We start from the raw sequence: 18,444 nt of genomic DNA, 5'->3' as shown, positions 1-18,444 counted from the left end.
TTGGCGTGCATGGTATAGGTCCCGATCTGCTGGAAACCCCGCGCCCGCCTGAAAAGGGCGAAGTGACTCTGAAAGACAAGCCGGTCTTTGCAAAGGTTGGCCATGGATTTCGCGAATTTGTTGGCGATGCGCGGTTGGTGATCCACAACGCCTCATTCGACATGAAGTTCCTGAATGCCGAGCTGAAATGGATGGGTGCCCCGCTTATCCCCATGGAGCAGGCGTTGGATACACTGGCAATTGCCCGTAAACGGTTCCCCGGTTCGCCAGCGTCACTGGATGCGCTGTGCCGTCGCTTCAATATCGACAACTCGAACCGTGTGTTGCACGGCGCGTTGCTCGACTCGGAAATTCTGGCCGAGGTTTACCTGGAATTGATCGGTGGGCGGCAGCCGGATTTTGGTCTGTCGACATCCACATCTTCTGCGGACGGTGGCAGCGATGATTGGCGAGCTACACCGCGCAGCACACCATTGCCATCCCGGATCACCGAGGATGAACGCGCAGCACATGAAGCTTTCGTGGAAAAACTGGGCGAGAACGCCTTGTGGACCCGCGCCTGATCCGGACAGGCGCGGGTCAAAACCTTACGCGTCTGCTTTTTGGGCCTGTTCGGCCTGACGGCGCATCAACTCATTGCGATAGAGCGCAACGAAATCGATATTGTCCAGGTTGACCGGCGGGAAGCCGCCATCGCGGGTGATATCGCTGACAATGCGGCGCAGGAACGGGAACAACATGCGCGGGCATTCGATCATCAGGAACGGGTGCAGCTGATCTTCCGGCACACCTTCCACGTGGAACATTCCGCAATAGTCCAGTTCACACAGGAACAAGATGTCATCCATGCCTTTGGCTTTGGATGTCAGGTTCAGCTTGATCGAAACTTCGAACTGATGGTCCGCCGCGCGTTTTTTGGCATCCAGATTCACCTGAACGGCGATTTCCGGTTGTACGTCTCCGGAAACGCCCTTTTGCGCCATCACGTTTTCAAAGGACATATCACGGATGAACTGCCCCAGAACACGCATCTGAACCTGCGGGGCGGCTTGGGCCGCAGTGTTTTCTGCAGCGTTTTCTTCGGCCATGGATCTACTCCAAAAATGAAATTCGCCACTGCTTAGCAAGTTGGGCGCGGCACCTCAATGCTGGTGGGGGCCTTCCACCCATTTCGAAGGCTTCGAGGAGTCTTTTTTTGGCCGAACTTCGGTGAATTCCCCATCGATGATATCGCCCTGATCGAAAGGGTTCCCCCGGGTTTGATATCCGGGGCCCGGCCCCATCTGGAACTGAGTCACTGTAACCTTGGATTTCAGGTACCGGAAAACGGCGATGCGGATACCGGGAACTAACAACGCAAAACCAACGGCATCAGTGAAAAAACCCGGTGTCAGCAACAAAGCGCCCGACAACAGGATCATTGCCCCATGGGCCAGGGGTTCGGTCGGATCGTCCAATTCGGCAAAGGACCGTTGCAGCCGTCCAAGCGCCATGCGACCTTGTGTCCGCACCAAAACCGTGCCCAGAACCGCGGTCAGCACTACGATGGCAAGTGTCGGCCACAACCCAATCAAACCACCAACCTGAATAAACAGCGCGATTTCGATTATGGGCACCAACAAAAATGCCAAGAACAGATACATTTGCGTTATCCTTTCCCTTAGGCCGGGCTGTGGACTTGCCACTCACTGTCACCTACATAGTGGCATGAGGCCGTGTATACAAAGTCGCGGCGTTGAAAAGAGAATGAAATGAGCGACAACCCTATGATCCAGCTCCTGGTCCTGGCCGGAATTGCCATTTTCCTGATCCTGCGCCTCAAAAGCGTATTGGGCACGCGTGAAGGCTTTGAAAAACCGCCTGTGCAGCAACAGCCTGAAGCCCATAAATCGCGCCGCGGTTTCGAGGTGATCGATGGCGGCCCGGATCATGACATTACCGACCATGTCGCCGAAGACAGCGAACAGGCGCAAACCCTGGCTGCAATGAAACGTGTCGAGCCCGGCTTCTCGGTCGGCGAGTTCGTTCAGGGTGCGCGCGGTGCGTATGAGATGATCGTGATGGGGTTTGAAAGGGGCAATCTGGATGAAATCCAGCCTTTCCTGTCGGAAGAAGTGTTCGAGACTTTCGTTTCGGTCGTGGCAGCACGTGAAGATCAGGGCCTGACCATCGAGGCCGAATTCATCGGCGTGCGGGAAACCACCCTGACGGATGTGAAATTCGACAAGGATACGAACCAGGCCGAAATCACGATGAAGTTCGTGGGAGAGCTGACCTCGGTCGTGCGCGATCGCGGAGGCGACATCGTCGAAGGCAACCCGAATACCGTGAAGCGCCAGAAGGACAGCTGGACCTTTGCCCGTGTCATGGGCAAGGACGATCCGAACTGGCTGCTTGTCGCCACGGACGCATGATTGCAACGCTTCGGTCGCTTTTACTGGTGGGCGCAATGACCACCGCCAGTGCTGCCGGAGCCGAGGCAACGCGATCCATTCTGTCGTTTGACGATCTGCAGGGCTGGGCGGAGGACGACCACGGCTCGGCCCTTTCCGTTTTTCTGAACACGTGCGGTGATCTGGATGACCCGGATTGGCGCGCCTTGTGTGGTGTGGCCAGAACATATGAACCGGATGCTGCCCGCGCCTTTTTCGAGTTATTCTTCCGCCCTGTTCTGGTCGAGGATGACAAAGAGGGCCTGTTTACCGGCTATTTTGAACCCGAGCTTGACGGCGCGCGCACCCGGACAGACCGTTTCAAATACCCGATCTACAAGATGCCGCCCGAAGCCCGTGCGGAAGGACCATGGCTGAGCCGTCGTGACATCCTGACCGGCGATGTGATGCAGGGCCGCGGGCTAGAGATTGCCTGGGTCGACGACCCAGTTGAGCTGTTCTTTCTGCAAATTCAGGGCTCGGGGCGTATTCGATTGTCGGATGGCGGTGCGCTGCGGGTTGGATATGGTGGTGCGAATGGTCACCCCTATCGGTCGATCGGTGTCGAGTTGGTGCGACGCGGGGTTCTGGGTGCGCATGAGGTCAGCGCCCAGATGATCCGCGCCTGGGTGCGCAAGAACCCCGAGGCCGGTGCCGAGTTGCTGTTTCACAACCCGTCATACGTGTTTTTTCGCGAAGTTTCACGCGTTGCCCCTGAATTTGGACCTTTGGGGGCGATGAACCGGTCGATCACGACAATGCGCTCGATTGCGGCGGACCCCGCTTATACGCCATTGGGCGCACCTGTCTGGGTGGAAAAGGACGGTGAAAACCCGTTGCGACGGCTAATGATCGCGCAGGACACAGGCGCGGCCATCAAAGGCGCGCAACGGGCGGACATCTTTTTCGGTACCGGTGAAGAAGCCGGACAGGCTGCGGGCAGGCTGAAAGATCCGGGTCGGATGGTTCTGTTGTTGCCCATTCAGCGCGCCTATGCCCTGTTGCCGGATGAATTCTGATGACCCGGCGCAAACTGACAACCGATGAGATCGAGCTTTGGCGCAAGGTCACCAAACAGGCCGAGCGTCTGCATCCGGACTGTCCTCAGACCGTCCATCCGACCACCCTGCCGAAACCCAGGCCCAGAAAAACACCAAAACCCCGGTTTGAAGTTTTTGAGCTTGGTCAGAACCTTCAGCCGAACTCGAAGCCAAACGATCTGAAACCATCGTTGACGGACACGCTGCGTGCCGCGCCTGTTCAGATGGATATCAAGGCTTTTGGCCGGATGAAGCGCGGTAAGCTAAAGCCCGAAGGCAAACTGGATCTTCACGGTATGCGGGTTGATACGGCCCATCCTGCGTTGATCCGTTTTATCCTGAGCGCGCAGGCACAAGGTAAACGACTGGTTCTGGTGGTAACCGGCAAGGGCAAGGACCGCGACGAACCCGGCCCAATCCCGACGCCGCGTGGCGTATTACGCAATCAAGTGCCGCATTGGCTGTCCATACCGCCGTTGGCGCAGGCGGTGATGCAGATCACGCCCGCGCATATCAGTCATGGCGGCGAGGGTGCTTATTACGTCTATCTCAGGCGAATGCGCTAAAAATCCCGACGGGCGCGGGAAATGCCTGTTCGGACCAGAACGCAAACCAGCACGAAGAACACCCCAATCCAGATGAACTGTGTGTTCAGCGAAACGCCAAGGTCTATCAGAACGCCGGTCAGGCCCGGGCCGATGGCCGATCCCAGCACCATGACGGCCGCGGCCATCGCCTTGATCGCACCGATATGCCGGGTTCCGTAGAATTCGGCCCAGAATGCGCTGGGCAATGTGCTGTTTGCTCCAACCGTCAAGGCCAGGAAGACCAGCCCCAGGGTCGCGCCGCTGATCGAATTGGTTGTGCCCAGAATAACGAACCCAAGTGCGATCGGAAGCTGGTAGTAGGGCATGATCCGGGCGGTCCCCCATTTATCCAGCGCCCAGCCTGCGACAAACATGGAAAACAGAGATATTCCGGTAAAGATCGGGAATAGAGCCACCAGTTGGATATGCTGCCAACCCTTCACATCAGCCAGAAAAACCTGATGGAAAAAAAATGCGGTGATGAATGCGGATGGCCCAAGCACTGATGGCACCATAAACCAGAACAAAGGATGGAACAGAGCGTCCCGCCGGGTCCAGTGTTTTCCCTGCATTCCCGATGCTGAAAACGCGTTGGCGAGGCTTTGTGGAGTTCTCTCTTCTCGCAGCAGCCGCATCAGAACCGGAATACCCAGCGCCGTGATGCCCGCCGCGGCAACCCACAGCCAGCGCCAATCCAGATAGACCATGGCGCCAACAAAAATCAGCGGCAACAACGCCTCGCCAAGCGCATAGCCGGTGGACGCGATGGAAAGTGCTTTGCCCCGCGTAACCGTGAACCAGCGGGCCATTGCGACCACGGCAAGATGCGTGCTCATCCCCTGCCCAAATAACCGCAGCAGAAAGATCACCAGTGGTAACAGCAGCAGCCAGGTGTTCAGCGCCATTGCAATGGCGGCCAACGCCAGTCCCGCCAACACAACTGGGCCCAATACCCGTACGCGGAAGATATCCGTCAACCCTCCAGCCCAGATCATCACGATTGCAGACAGGGTCGTGCCTAACGTGTACAGCCCACCCCATGCGCCGTGGCTGAGGCCATATTCAGAGCGGATTTCACCAGCAAAGACCGAGATGAAAAAGGTTTGCCCGAAACTGGACAGAAATGTCAGCAGAACGCCGGTCGCAAGCCAGGTCGCGTTGTCCACAAGAAACCGGTGCAGGGAAACCCGCGTCACGGATTGCTCACCTGGGCCTGGCCGGTTTCAGTCAGCACGATTTCTGTTGCGCCAACAGGATTGCGCTGGCTTGGCGGTACGAGGATGTCGATCCCGCGCCGGTCATCGCGCCCAAAGGTTTCGCTGACCCGGCGCACGGAGCGGAGGATAGTCAACAGGGCCGGAGAAGTGGCGGCCACAAAATGGGAAGATTCCGCATCGCTGTTGAAGGCAGTCGTATCCACGATTTCAATCGGATATTCGGACAGTTTCTCGGCCGATCCGATATTGCCCAGCCTTTCACCATCGGCGGTTCCCCTCAGCCGACCTGAAATGTTCAGGATCTTATCTTTCTTGGACACCATCACGACAAAAGGATCAGGAGGATTGTCGATACTGTTCATCTGCGACCGAAAAACATCCACGTCCAGATCGGGAGAGATCAGAATAACACCTTCCAGATTTCGCTTTGCCCAGCCCGGCTGTTTCAGTTCGGTTTGCCGTATCATCTCCATAGCCAGCGCGCCGCCCATTGAATGCGCCACAAGGGCCACCCGCTTGACCCCCATCGACTTGAGAAGACGAATGGTTTCCTCCAGCCCATCACGGGCAAACAACATGCTGTCCAGATCATAGGCATAACCATAGCCCGTCGCGCGGCTGGGCCATGAATAGACAAGGATCTGACCGGGAATACCGATATCATGTGACAGCTGAGCAGCCCGGAACAATGTCTCTGTCTGAGTGGAGTTATAGCCATGCACAAAAATCGTGACTTCGTCAGCCCCACTCAGCCTGTCCTTCAACTGTTGCGGCCCGCTTAGCTGATCGACCTCTGCCAGTACGAACTGCTTTCTCGGGTCAGGGTTTGCGTATGAAAATTTAAGGCTTCCCGGTGAACGGCCCGGTGGTATCGACACGGTCGTTTCCAGAAATTGCAGTCGTTCTGCGCGGCGGAATCCATACGCGCCATCGGGCTCGCGTGCACGTGTGGTGGCCGCAAAAACTGTTTCGGGAGTTCCGATTTTCAATGCAGATGGGACCGTTTCGGATACGGTCCGGTCGACGCAGGCCGTCAGCACGACCGGACACAGAATGAAGATTAAGAAACGCAGCACGGATAGCCCCCGGAAACAAGTGCCGACACGCTACCTTATTCTAACCCCGCGTCCAGCACGGCCACGCGCAAAAGCGGCAGAAACCGGCCTGAGCGGGTACAATCTGTAACAGACCGCACCCCTACGAAACCGACCTTTGCCGGTACCGATAGCCTAGACCTCTGTGTCCTCGCCCTGCTCTTTGCGCGGCATTTCTTCGATCAGGCGTGTTTCCAGCAATTGCCCGTTTCGATACAGGATTGGATAGGCCACCGCAGCGATGTGGCTGTTGAATTCCCGGAACGCGCGCAGGGTTTCCAGGTGGATATCGCTGGTCTCAAAGCTTTCCGTACTGCCGTGCTGTAGGCGTTTGAGGTGGCGTTTGCGGCTGTCGCGCTCGGCCCGTTTGATTTCGGTTTTCTCAAGGCTCAGCAGACGGGCGCTTTCCAGATCGTCCGAGATCAGAACGTTTGAGGCCAGTTTGAGGTTGGCCAGGATGCCTTCGTGCATCTCAACCAGTTCCGACCAGCCCTCTGTTGAAAATGAAGCGCCCTTTTTCCGCATGTCGCCCGCCAGAACAGTCAACCGCTTGGCAACAACGTCGCCCGCAGTTTCCAGACGGATTGCGTATTCCATCAGGTCGCGCGCCACTTTTGCGTTTTGCTTTCCGAACGTCTCCTCGGGAATGGCGGCCACGAATTTTCGAATACCCGACAGGCAGTCGTTCACATCTTCGTCCATGTCCCTTACGGCGCGTATCTGGTCCTTGTCGCCGCTGCGGTACAATTCCAGCGACGGGCGGAACATCGACTCGACCAGATCACTCATTCGCAGCAGTTCACGCTTGAGGCTGGACAGCGCCTGGGACGGGCTGCCAGCAGTGCGTACGTCCAGCGCACTGGCCGGGCGACCTGACTGGGCCAGCGCGTTCGCAGATTTCGGGTCCGGAAAAAACTGCTCGAACGGCGCGCGCAAACGCCCGCAGAACGGCAGCGCCAGCACCAGCAACGAAGCATTGAACGCCAGATGCGCATTGACCAGCATCTGACCGCCCTGCAAATCCCCCAGAACACCGGCACGCAGTGCCGCAGTCGCCGCGAAAAGTGTGACTATCGCCCAGCTGCCGCGCAAGGCCAGGTTGGCAAAGGGTATGCGCCTGGCGGGCATTTCCATCCCCCTGCTCAGCCAAACAGGTATGAAGGCTGAACCGAAATTGGCACCCAATACCAGCGACAGCCCGGCGGCAAACGGAATCGCGCCGATCTGGACCAGCGTCACACACATCAGGATCGCCGCGACCGAGGAATGCATAACAAAGGCCAGCGCGCCGCCGACCAGAAACGCTGTAATATAGTCGCGTGCCAGATACTCGGCGACGGCAGGCAGAAAGGCACTGTCCCGGATCGGGTCCATGGCTTCGCGCAAAAAGCGCAATGAAATCAAGATGAACGCAATCCCCATCAGGATGCGCCCCAATTGCCGGGGCCTCTTGGCCTCGGTCTTGACAAACAGATACCCGCCAACCGCCAGAAGCAACGGTATCAGCCAACCCAGCTGGAATGACAACACCTGAATAATTAGCGCCGAACCGAGATCAGCGCCCAGCACGATTGCAAGACCGGTGGGAAAGGTCAGGAACCCCCCAGCAGCAAAACCCGATGTCAAAAGGGCAACCGCTGCCGAGCTTTGCAGAACCACCGCCATTACAATGCCCACCATTGACGCCTGTGCATAATGGCTTTGGCCCGTCATGAGGCGCTGGAACGAAGCCCCATAGCTGCGCTCGATCCCTGTGCGGACCATCCGCACTGCGTAAAGCAGCAGCATCGTGGCTCCGGCCAGGCTGATGAGAAAGCTTACTATCGCCATGATCCTACCCGTTCACCAAGTCCAACATTTCCCCGTGCAGCTCGGGTGTAGCCGCTGAAATCACCCGGCCGTCAGAATTCAAGTCAAGCGGCTGACCCTGCCAATCTGTCATCACCCCACCCGCAGCTTCAACCACGGCCAGCACTGGCAGGTAATCATAGGGCTGTAGATCATAGTCGATCACAGCATCCACATGACCCGCCGCCAGCAGGGCATGGGGGTAGCAATCATATGCGAACCGTCTGGTCTGTCCAGATTGCATCAGCCTGTCGAATAACGCCGGATGATCGCGATAGATCTTGTCCCCTTCGTTTACAAAAAGAATGGACTGATCCAGCCGCGTTTGGGCCGAAGTCGTGATCGCATGGCCATTCAACGTGGCGCCCTGGCCAAAAACGCCGGTAAACACTTCATTTATCGCCGGCATGCCGATCACGCCGATATCGGGTTTGCCGTCAACCAGATGCCCCAACAGAAATCCAAACAGCGGATGACCTGACAGGAATGACCGGGTTCCATCGATCGGGTCGATGATCCAAACCTCGCGGCAATCCTGCCCTTCGAACCCATGTTCTTCTCCAAAGACGCCGTGATCGGGGAAATACTGTTCAAGATAGGCGCGAACCTGGGATTCAACACTCTTGTCGGCCTGTGTCACCGGGCTTTCATCCGATTTGAACTCGACCCCCAGCGCGCCACGAAAATACCCCCGCGCTGCTTTGCTGGCCAGGTCAGCTATCTTTACCGCATGAGACAGCAGGTCGGCGCTTTCGTCGGTCTGTGAGGTCCTTGGATTCAGCATTCGATTCTATCCTGTTTAGCGATGAAGCGCGGGTATTGGAGGCGATAAGTTAGAAAGCCCCTTGTCGGCGTTGGTCTGGGTAAAGCCCAAACAAAAGCCTTTGGCACTCACTTTTTGTCTGAAGTGAGTCTTGCTGCATCGGGGTCCTCAAATTCCACCACAAGTTTCCACAGTAATCCCACAAAACCACCCAAGTACAACAAAAAAAATCTTACATTACCTCGTATTCAAGATAAATGTGTGGATTTAGAGAAATACCACGCCGACTGTTTTTTGCAGACTCAGGCCGGTTGTTAGCAAAACAGTCAAACCCCAATGTCAGAGGTCCGTTGGGGGCCGGAAAGCTTGAAAAAAGCCGTGCGTTTTTACTCGTGCTGTTTGCCCGAAGTCGATGAAGACAAGTTCCGCGTTGACCACACAGCTCGTAGAAAAGCCACCTGTTTGGCGCGTTTTCGTTTTGAAAACAAAACCAGAGGTGAAGCCACCTGCAGTAAAGCACTTATCAATGCATTCAAAAAAGGAGCCGGGCGTTTGTGTTTGCGTGCCGCGTAAACACGTGAGCGACCCATGTGCCAGGCTTTGATCGCAGCTATCTTTGGGTTTTTGGGAGAAGATTCTCCACCAATATGGGTTACTTCCGCGTCGGGAAGGAATATCAAGGGCCCCACTTGTTCATTCAAACGCAGACAGATGTCGTCATCTTCGTGGTACAAGAAGATATTTGCATCGAATCCACCGACCTTCTCGAACGCCGACTGGCGCACAAGCAACGCTGCGCCAGACAATATCGGAACCTGTAAATCAGTATCGGTTTCAATCCCGCGCAACCACTTATTACGTGGTAGCAAGACACTGGATCGTTTCAGCAATCCTTTGCCAGACTTTTGAGTAAATGCGGGGTTGAACGCTGAAGCAGTTTTGTGACGGTCTGCACCGGCCAGCAACTTCTCCAAGCTGCCGCTCGTTAAGCGCGCGTCCGGATTCAAAAACAGCAAGTATTCGGTCTCTACCCCGGCTGCACCCTGGTTACACCCTACTCCAAAACCCATGTTCTGGTCGTTTAGAATGAGTTTGGCGTTCTTGAGTTGCGCAAGCCGCTTTAGCTCTTCTAAATCGCCTGAACCATTGTCGACCAACACTATCGGAACACCATCGGGTACCGACGCCAGCATCTGAGGAAGAGTGCTGGCGCTGTTATAGGTTACACTGATAATCGTAACACGCGGTTCCAATGATTATCCGTTCATTTACATCTCGGTGCTTGATTAGTTCGAGGTAATTTCGCCTTCGCCTTCACCCCAGAAGGCTTTCCTAGCAAACTTGATCAGCCCACGTAAGCGGTCCGGTTGATATCGTCAAGTTGCTGTCTGCAATCTCAATTACCCTTGCTGCCAGGCGATAATCAGTAGGTATCCCGACTTCGCCTGAAGCATCACCGTTGCCCGTGTTCTATCATTTCATATGCTGTATAGGCACCTTTCCTTTACTCGCTCAGCCTACAGGTTGTAGAAGGCGTGTCTGCGGAACGAATTTTTGCAGTCGGCTGCGAAACGACGCGCGATTGGGTTGGGAAATTGCTCGCGTAACAAAAAACCTGGTCTACGCAAAACGCTGTAGGCTCACCGCTTCAGCCCTTCGGACAAAAACTCTCGACGGCCAGCCTCCCAATCTTGGCATTGGGCTCCTTGACCTCTGCTTCTGTCGGCCCTTCCAGTTTGCCGCCACGTGTAAATACATCGGCCACGCCATCTAGAGCCTGACGCTTCCAAGTGCTGACCTAGTTCGGATGCATCAAGTGCTTCGCCGCGATCTCCTGGTTCGCCTTGTCACCACTCGGCGTTTCCAACGCAAGTTCGGCCTTAAACTGGTCTGTTGACTTCCTGCGCTACGCCATTCTCGTAACCCATAAAAGGTTTGAAATCCACATTAACTCGCTGTCCAGTTTTCTGGAACCACTTCAAGCTCCGGCAAAACATCGCTCACGGCAACTTGATCTGCTTCCTGCTAAGGCGCTACAAGGGACAACAATACTGAGAAACATTTGAAACGGTAAGTGCATGAAAAACAGTAAAGATGTCATGATCCACCCTACCGCTGATGTTCAGAGTGAAGCGATAGGAGACCGCACTCGGATTTGGCAGTATGTGGTTGTGCTCAGGGGGGCCGTCATTGGTAGGGAGACAAATATTTGCTCCCATTGTTTTATCGAGAATGATGTTGTTATCGGAGATCGCGTGACAGTGAAATCCGGTGTACAGCTGTGGGACGGTGTCAGGTTGGAAGACGACGTTTTCGTGGGGCCAAACGTGTCTTTCACAAACGACAAGTATCCAAAAAGTCGGCAGTACCCTGAATCGTTTCCGTCTCTTGTCGTTCGTGCAGGGGCTTCGATCGGCGCGGGCGCTGTTTTGATGCCCGGTATCTCAATCGGTGCGGGTGCCATGGTCGGAGCTGGTGCGGTTGTGACGAAAGACGTCCCAAATGGAATGCTCGTACTCGGTAATCCAGCGAGAAATGTAGGGATTGCCAAATGAGCCTATCCGACTGCCAAATAATTGACTTACCGAAAGTTTCGGATCCGCGTGGAAACCTGACTTTCATCGAGGGTGGGCGACATGTGCCTTTCTGCATTCAGCGCATATACTACCTCTATGATGTGCCAGGCGGTGCCGAACGGGGGGGGCATGCGCATCTAGCGTTGACACAGCTTATAATTGCGGTATCGGGTAGTTTTGATATTTCGCTCGACGATGGCTACGAGAAGAAGACCTTTCATTTGAACCGATCTTACAAAGGGCTTTTAGTTTGCCCGATGATTTGGCGAGAGCTGGACAACTTCTCATCTGGTGCAGTTTGCATGGTTCTTGCGTCGAACCTTTATGACGAGGCGGATTATTTTCGAGATTATCATACTTTTGTTGATGCGGTGAAACAGTCGAAATGAAAATTCCCTTCTTAGATCTCGGTGCGACATATCGTGAGCTAAAAGCTGAAATTGACGATACAGTTACTCGAGTGCTGGCAAATGGCTGGTATATCCTTGGTGAGGAGGTCGATACGTTTGAACGTGAATTCGCTAAGTACTGCGGTGCTGCGCACACTATAGGTGTCGCCAACGGTCTTGATGCATTGGTTCTGTCGCTCCGCGCCCTCGGGGTTGGGGCTGGGGACGAGGTTCTCGTTCCGTCCAATACATTTATCGCTAGTTGGCTGGCCATTTCGGCGGTAGGAGCCCTGCCGGTGCCCGTAGAGCCGAACCCTCGCACCTACAACATAGAGGCTGCTGCACTTGAAAAAGCGGTTACACCTCGCACCAAAGCTATCATGGTCGTACATCTTTATGGTCTTCCTGCCGATCTTGATTCGATACTCGAGTTCGCACGCGCGAAAGACTTGTTTATTGTCGAAGACGCTGCGCAAGCCCATGGCGCCAAATACAAGGGCACTCGCGTTGGGGGGCACGGCGACGTTGTGTGTTGGAGCTATTATCCAGGAAAGAACCTAGGCGCATTCGGGGACGGTGGCGCAATCACCACAAACCACGATGATCTTGCTGATAGGTTGCGCGTGCTTCGGAACTACGGGTCACGGGAGAAATACCAACATGAAGCGCAAGGCGTAAACAGTCGCCTCGACACCTTGCAAGCCGCAGTTCTTCGAGTGAAACTCAGATATCTCGACGCGTGGAACGAACGTCGACGCAATATCGCACAACTCTATCTTGATGGCCTTGAAAACACGAGCTTGATCCTGCCTGAGGTGCCGGACTGGGCCGACCCAGTATGGCATCTTTTTGTAGTTCAAAGCAAAAATAGGGACGCACTGCAAATACAGCTTCAGAAAGCGGGCATTTCAACTCAAATCCACTATCCAATCGCGCCGCATGAGCAGGCGGCGTATGTTGAAATGGGCTTTCCTCGCCATCAATTTCCGATAGCGTCGAGCATTTCGGAGAAAGCACTCAGTCTGCCGATCGGGCCACATCTGTCCACTGAAGCTGCTGAGATAGTTGTCGAGACGATTACCGGGTTAGAAAATTAGATCCCAAGGGCTAGCGCATAGCACGGGGATACACGAAAGCTTCGTTTTTCGATGGGAAGGAGGGCTAATTTGCCCATGCAACGCCTTGAAAGTTCTCCAAAGGTTTCAGTGATTATTCCGGTCTTCAACGAAGAGAAGACCATTGCGGTTGCTGTAGAGTCCGTCGCTTTGCAGCGTACGGAGTTCGAAGTTGAGATCCTAGTAGTTGACGATTGTTCGACGGACAAGACTCCTGAGATACTGGAGGACATCGCGCGTGTTTATCCGAACGTCACAGTCTTACGCAACGCGTGCAACTCTGGAAAGGGGTTCAGTTTCAAGCGCGCGTATGATCTAGCGAAGGGGCAATATTTCCACGTGCTTGATGGGGATGATTGCTTCGTTTCATACGACAAATTGCAAAACCAAGTGGAATTCCTCGAAAGTAATCTCGAATATTTTGCGGTCGGACATAATACGCTTGTAAAAATGAACGATGGCGCCTGTTTGATGCACGGCGATCTGAGTGAGCGCGATTGGTCGTATGAATTGTGCATTGGTGGCTATGTCTATTGTCACACGTCTTCACTTTTGTTTCGAAAAATTGCGAAGTCACTTCCTGACTATTTCCTTGAGCCGGAGTTTCGCGGCGACACCGCGATTTTCTTTTTTTCTGCGTTTTCCTCGAAACTAAGATGCAAGTTTCTACCGAACGTTTGGAGCATCTACAACTTTCACGGAAAGGGACTTTGGTCGAGCATGCAGCACGAGGAACAACGTGCGTTTAATTTACGGATCGTAGAGGCGCTAAGAGAAAAGGTCGTACGGGACCCTGGATCCAAAACCGACAAAATGCTTGACGATCGTAGGGATAGGGTGCTCGCGTCGCCACCAGTCAATAAGAATGCCAACTCGTGTTCACTAGAAGATTTCCTTTTGCTAGCCGAGCACGCAAGCTCAAAGGTTTTTCAATATCGGGATTTGGCCTTTCACGGAGTTTTTGCGTTCCGGTTTGTTGATGAGATTTGTGAAGCCGTCGGTCGCGCCATGTGTCTTGACGCCGGAGTCACGGCGGCGAATCGAAATACGGACCCCAAACATGCGGTTTTGCTGGTCTCGGGTCTTGTTCCGGGTGGCGGTGGAATATTTAGGGAGATCAAAGATTTAACAAAAATCTTACTCGCGGAAGGGTACAAGGTCGGAATCGTTTCGACCCATAAGATCCCGACGGACGAGACAATATTCCAGGAGCATTTCTCTGGCGACAATCTGTGGTACTGGCAGGCCTCGTCGGATACATCGCGCACTGATCGACTTGAAGGCATCATAGCACTATTAGCCGAGGAGTCGCCCGGAATTATTTTCCCGATCATCACCCATAACGATCCGGTCGGAGATGCCGCCATCCAGCGCCCACTCGGTGCGCGGATCGTATTTGACTTCGTCTATGATCACGGGCTTTCGCTCGCCGTCCTGAACAGTTCGATCGACACCATTATCGTCAAGACGGTCAGTCAGGCCCAAGCTCTCACGCCGATGATTCCACATGCGAAATTCTCGCTCGTTCCACCGTTTTTTTCGGACAGGTTCGGACCTCGCAACTACAGGCCAATGGCCAATGGCTCGCTTACGACTGCGTCAGCCGCAGCGCGTGCCTATAAAGTCGAGAGTGACTATGTGTACAGCTACAGCAAAATCATACCTGATGTACTCAAGGCGAGCGCTGGTACGCATATTCACTATGGCCCTCTTTCCGACAAGACAAAGAAGGCTATTAACGCTGCGCTGCGCAAACGCCGCATTCCTGGTGAGCGTTTTCGTCACATACCCTGGGCAGAAGACTTTGGTGGCTCGTTGATTTCTGAGAATGTCGATCTGTTCATTGCGCCTTTTCCGGTGTGCTCAGCGAGGATCGCTGTGGAAGTTATGGCGTGCGGAGTTCCAAGTGTTAGCCATGCACTTGAAAAGCCTGGAATTCCACAAGGTATCGACTTTGTTGATCCGCTTCAATTCGTCTGGCGGAAGCCGAAAGATTTGATCGAGCTTGCCTCGACACTTAGTCGCGAAGAACTCCTGATGAAATCGATTTCTTCTCGAACGTTCTTTGAAGAAAACAATTGCCTCGAGAAAGCGTCAGTGAAGTTTTTTTCCCTAAACCGGCTGATTATGCCTAGATTCTGCACGCCAGAATTTGTCATGTCCGAGTTTTCTGAGAGATTTCATGTTGAAGTGCGATCTCCGATATTCCACTCCGGCAAAGTCGTGTTCCCAAAATCTGTAAGTTCAGACGAAAAAGTAAACATCGACAAATTTTGGCATCGTACCAAGAATAGAAGGTTGGCGCGCCAGCAATTTCATGCTCTTCGTAACGCGTTGCGTGAAAGATTCTGATCGATCGGACCGTACCACTGATGCGAATTACTGCTATCCTCGTCTGCTACAATCAGGAGCAATTCGTGCGTGATGCCGTTCGCGATTTGTTGGCGCAAGACGCCGAGGAGCTTGAAATTTTCCTTTCGGACGATTGCTCGACAGATAGTTCCTATTTGATACTTGAAGAAGAAGCGAAGGACTATAGCGGCCCACATAAGGTGATCTTGAATCAAACGCAAAAAAATCTAGGGCTCAACGAGCATATCAATTCGCTTTTGTCGCTTGCTTCAGGTGATATCATTATCCCGTTTGCGGGCGATGATCGGTTTCGATCGGATCGCGCACGTTTGCTGGCGGGGAGGCTCGTCTTGGACGATACTCTGCTTGCACATTCGTGGGCCGATTTCATCGGTGCTGATGGCAAACCTGTTCCTTTGATGCACACCGATGCGACTCTCTATATGACGGATGACATTCGACAGATAGCGCGTTCGGAGGGGCTTTTCATCGGCGCAACCGCAGCTTGGAGACGCGAGTTATTCACCAAGTATGGACCCCTACCTAATAACGAGGCTTATGAGGATCTGGTTCTGGGGTTCCGAGCGGCATTGGAGGGACGTATCTCGTTTCTAAACGAGCCCCTAATTAAATATCGTGTTGGGACTGGCGTTTCCTTTCAACCCCAAAAATTGAAGGGATCGGATTTCGAGACACAGCGAAGAAAAAAACTATATCGTTGGCGCAGTGTAATTTGTGCTCGACTGTTGGATGGAGCCACATTTGGCCTTTCCCCTGACCATCCTGTTATGAAGGATTTGCGATGTGAGCTATTTGATGTCGAAGCTCGGCTCGCCATTTACGGTAGCATAAGAGGCTTGCGAAGTAGCCTTCTCAGAAGACCTGGGAGGCTTGTTCGTATGATGATACGAGAGCGAAAGAACAATCGCCGGAAGCGCTTGTAACCGTTTTATAGCCTAATACATAGGCTTGGAGAACCAGCGTTGGGGTGGAAAAGCCCGGTCGCCGTCGAACGATATGTGGTTTAAGCGAGCACTCAGGGCGGCATTAAAACGGGACAGATCCAGTTGGCTAAATAAAGAGAACGAGTTTATAGCTTCCAAACAAATGGTCAAAGTCGGATTCTTCGGTAACCGACAAAACAAGTCAGTCACCCTTGTCTTACGCTGCGATGCCAACAGGTGGTTTGGTCGTATATCATACCGCTGAGTAACTTCGTCATCGGTTTTCCTGTTAATCATCAGGGGTTCTGAAAGCTAAGGGTATGTGCTAGTCGAACAAATCAGTATCAGTTGAAGCATTGATCAAGAGTGCGGCCCATTTGTGACCACTAAATCTTCCTGGAAACTGAAATCGAAACGACAATTGGACGAGAGTGGATGAATTTACCCCCGTTATGGAAAATTCAGCGAGAATTCGCGCGCGCGGGCCGCAAGCTCATGCACCTACCCGCCGAACTTCTGCGGCATGTATATCTCCGCCGGTATTACGATTGGGTGTTGTCTCGCCAAGTGAAGCGCTCTCGAGGCGCAGTTTCACTTGGTTCAGAAATCGGGATATTTCTTATCTTTCCTAAAACGGGAGTCTTGCCTTCCCATCTGTATGCCTTGGAGCAGATGGTTCAGGCAGGTATTTCCCCAATCGTCGTATCCAACCTGCCGCTCAGCGCGACAGATTTTGCTGAACTTAGCCCGCGCGCTTCACTGATTATAGAACGTCCAAACTTCGGATATGATTTTGGCGGGTACCGGGATGGCGTACTGGAGGTGGCCAATCGTTTCCCAGAGCTGACTCGGCTTTGGCTCTTAAATGATTCCGCATGGTTGGTCCCACAGCAACGCACTTGGTTTGATGACGCCCGCGACTTAAATGTGGATTTCGCAGCTGCTACATCCAATTTTGCGATGCCTCGGGTCGATCCGGCGAATTTTCGGGAAATTACGTGGAAGTTTCGAGTGACGCATCGAAATTTCCACTATGCTTCTTATGCGCTTGGTATTGGTCCAGCCATCTTAAAAAACCCAGATTTTGTAAAGTACTGGCGAAAACTCGAAATTCGAAATGACAAAACAAGAACGGTACGCCGTGGCGAAATTGGGTTGTCACAATGGATTCTGAAGCATGGGTTTACGCATCGTGCCACATGCGAGGTTGATGCGCTTGACCGCGAATTGGCAGCCCTGACGGACAAGGAAGTCGATAGGGTTGCGCGGGAACTTATCTTTCCCGACGACGTTGCCTTGGATGCAGTAAAAGAACAAGTTTTGAGCCTTGACGCACACAGCGCAGCTGGGCGTTCCGACCGTATTGCATTTATCCTCACAAGCGTGTCGCGTTACGCCTGCGCCTATTGCCTGCCATCCTACACTCTGTCTCATCGTGGTTTTCAGTTTCTCAAAAAGTCTCCGCTGTGGTTATCTCCGAAGGGGGCTGGGTTGATGTTGGCAATTATTTCCCGAATCCAAGGGCCGGTGGGCCAGGACATTCAACAAGAAGCATCCAGAATAGTACGCCAAGACGCGGAAGCTCATATACAGTGAAGTAAACAGCCTTCAGGATTCCGGCTGTGACTGGGCAAAGCAAGACTGAACCGCTCCACGAAAATTGAACAGGATCTGTTATTATTTAGCGGCTCTTCTCTTTTGCCGATCAGTTTGGTTTTGATCCGGTTTGTCCGACAGATCATGATTGACGATCCACCGGCAAGCGCAGGAGAGCGCGCGAGACACTTTACCGCCAGTGAAAGCCATAATGTTCAGTTGCGGGATCAGGAACAAAATCCGCTTAATTCAATTTATGAAGTTTCTGAGATCGCCTTACCGAAGCAGATGCCGCTGGCTTAGGCTACTGGTTGAGCAGGTTTTTGAGGTATTTTCCGTATTCGTTTTTGCCGAATCTTTGGGCGCGGGCTTCGAGGTCCTGGTCGTTGATCCAGCCCAGCGTATGGGCGATTTCGTCGGGTGATCCGGTTTGCAGGCCTTGCCTGTCCTGAAGCGTGCGCACGAAGTTTCCGGCGTCCAGCAGGCTTGCA

The 18,444-nt window shown here is 53.6% G+C and carries 17 protein-coding genes and 1 pseudogene; 10 read left to right on the top strand and 8 right to left on the bottom strand.

Features of this window, described 5'->3' with window-relative positions; all coding sequences use genetic code 11:
- The coding region (locus tag AC2FNC_RS16825; protein ID WP_496716006.1) for an exonuclease domain-containing protein at positions 1-563 on the top strand (563 nt) is incomplete at its 5' end.
- A gap of 24 nt (positions 564-587) precedes the next feature.
- Here the strand turns inward: AC2FNC_RS16825 and secB are convergent.
- Positions 588-1,088, bottom strand: coding sequence for a protein-export chaperone SecB (secB, locus tag AC2FNC_RS16820; protein WP_209506872.1), 501 nt, complete (start codon positions 1,086-1,088; stop codon positions 588-590).
- A 54-nt stretch (positions 1,089-1,142) separates the two neighbouring features.
- On the bottom strand, positions 1,143-1,643 hold the full coding sequence (locus tag AC2FNC_RS16815; protein WP_480474399.1) for an FxsA family protein: 501 nt from the start codon (positions 1,641-1,643) through the stop codon (positions 1,143-1,145).
- Between the two features lie 108 nt (positions 1,644-1,751).
- Here AC2FNC_RS16815 and AC2FNC_RS16810 point away from each other — a divergent pair, with 108 nt between their 5' ends.
- From AC2FNC_RS16810 to AC2FNC_RS16800, 3 genes are read left to right on the top strand one after another with little or no spacing between them, the layout of a single operon-like run.
- Complete coding sequence (locus AC2FNC_RS16810) at positions 1,752-2,414, top strand: Tim44/TimA family putative adaptor protein (protein ID WP_480559165.1); 663 nt, start codon at positions 1,752-1,754, stop codon at positions 2,412-2,414.
- On the top strand, positions 2,411-3,451 hold the full coding sequence (mltA, locus tag AC2FNC_RS16805; protein WP_496716004.1) for a murein transglycosylase A: 1,041 nt from the start codon (positions 2,411-2,413) through the stop codon (positions 3,449-3,451). Before AC2FNC_RS16810 ends, mltA begins: the two co-directional genes overlap by 4 nt.
- Entirely contained in the window at positions 3,451-4,038 is a 588-nt protein-coding gene (locus tag AC2FNC_RS16800) for a Smr/MutS family protein (RefSeq protein WP_480606603.1), read from the top strand. Before mltA ends, AC2FNC_RS16800 begins: the two co-directional genes overlap by 1 nt.
- On the opposite strand, the gene AC2FNC_RS16795 is transcribed toward AC2FNC_RS16800, so the two are convergent.
- The 5 genes from AC2FNC_RS16795 to AC2FNC_RS16775 form a co-directional block, all read right to left on the bottom strand.
- Positions 4,035-5,255, bottom strand: coding sequence for an MFS transporter (locus AC2FNC_RS16795; RefSeq protein ID WP_480606601.1), 1,221 nt, complete (start codon positions 5,253-5,255; stop codon positions 4,035-4,037). The two genes, AC2FNC_RS16800 and AC2FNC_RS16795, sit on opposite strands and share 4 nt — an antisense overlap.
- Complete coding sequence (locus AC2FNC_RS16790; RefSeq protein WP_496716002.1) at positions 5,252-6,352, bottom strand: alpha/beta hydrolase; 1,101 nt, start codon at positions 6,350-6,352, stop codon at positions 5,252-5,254. The genes AC2FNC_RS16795 and AC2FNC_RS16790 overlap by 4 nt, the downstream gene beginning before the upstream one ends.
- 153 nt (positions 6,353-6,505) lie before the next feature.
- On the bottom strand, positions 6,506-8,200 hold the full coding sequence (locus AC2FNC_RS16785) for a Na/Pi cotransporter family protein (protein WP_496716001.1): 1,695 nt from the start codon (positions 8,198-8,200) through the stop codon (positions 6,506-6,508).
- Positions 8,201-8,204: 4 nt separating this feature from the next.
- Positions 8,205-9,002, bottom strand: coding sequence for an inositol monophosphatase family protein (locus AC2FNC_RS16780; RefSeq protein ID WP_496716000.1), 798 nt, complete (start codon positions 9,000-9,002; stop codon positions 8,205-8,207).
- A 365-nt stretch (positions 9,003-9,367) separates the two neighbouring features.
- A complete protein-coding gene (locus AC2FNC_RS16775) occupies positions 9,368-10,234 on the bottom strand; it encodes a glycosyltransferase family 2 protein (RefSeq protein ID WP_496715999.1) in 867 nt (288 codons plus the stop codon).
- A gap of 825 nt (positions 10,235-11,059) precedes the next feature.
- Here AC2FNC_RS16775 and AC2FNC_RS16770 point away from each other — a divergent pair.
- The 6 genes from AC2FNC_RS16770 (at position 11,060) to AC2FNC_RS16745 (ending at position 17,953) form a co-directional block, all read left to right on the top strand.
- Entirely contained in the window at positions 11,060-11,536 is a 477-nt protein-coding gene (locus AC2FNC_RS16770) for an acyltransferase (protein WP_480622689.1), read from the top strand.
- Positions 11,533-11,946 carry a sugar 3,4-ketoisomerase gene (locus AC2FNC_RS16765; protein ID WP_480622690.1) on the top strand — a complete coding sequence of 138 codons (414 nt, stop codon included), beginning with the start codon at positions 11,533-11,535 and terminating at the stop codon, positions 11,944-11,946. The genes AC2FNC_RS16770 and AC2FNC_RS16765 overlap by 4 nt, the downstream gene beginning before the upstream one ends.
- The gene (locus AC2FNC_RS16760; protein ID WP_496715997.1) at positions 11,943-13,043 is read left to right on the top strand and encodes a DegT/DnrJ/EryC1/StrS family aminotransferase; all 1,101 of its coding nucleotides are present in this window, start codon (positions 11,943-11,945) and stop codon (positions 13,041-13,043) included. Before AC2FNC_RS16765 ends, AC2FNC_RS16760 begins: the two co-directional genes overlap by 4 nt.
- A gap of 75 nt (positions 13,044-13,118) precedes the next feature.
- Positions 13,119-15,413, top strand: coding sequence for a glycosyltransferase family 2 protein (locus AC2FNC_RS16755; RefSeq protein ID WP_496715996.1), 2,295 nt, complete (start codon positions 13,119-13,121; stop codon positions 15,411-15,413).
- A gap of 20 nt (positions 15,414-15,433) precedes the next feature.
- A complete protein-coding gene (locus tag AC2FNC_RS16750; RefSeq protein WP_496715995.1) occupies positions 15,434-16,357 on the top strand; it encodes a glycosyltransferase in 924 nt (307 codons plus the stop codon).
- A 435-nt stretch (positions 16,358-16,792) separates the two neighbouring features.
- Positions 16,793-17,953, top strand: coding sequence for a rhamnan synthesis F family protein (locus tag AC2FNC_RS16745; protein ID WP_496715994.1), 1,161 nt, complete (start codon positions 16,793-16,795; stop codon positions 17,951-17,953).
- Between the two features lie 304 nt (positions 17,954-18,257).
- Here the strand turns inward: AC2FNC_RS16745 and AC2FNC_RS16740 are convergent.
- Positions 18,258-18,444, bottom strand: a pseudogene (locus tag AC2FNC_RS16740) (glucose-1-phosphate thymidylyltransferase); the annotation flags it as partial.

The sequence above is a fragment of the Ruegeria sp. BHSA123 genome (assembly GCF_059613425.1).
Note: the sequence above shows the minus strand (reverse complement) of the source record. Positions and strands in the feature narration are given on the sequence as shown.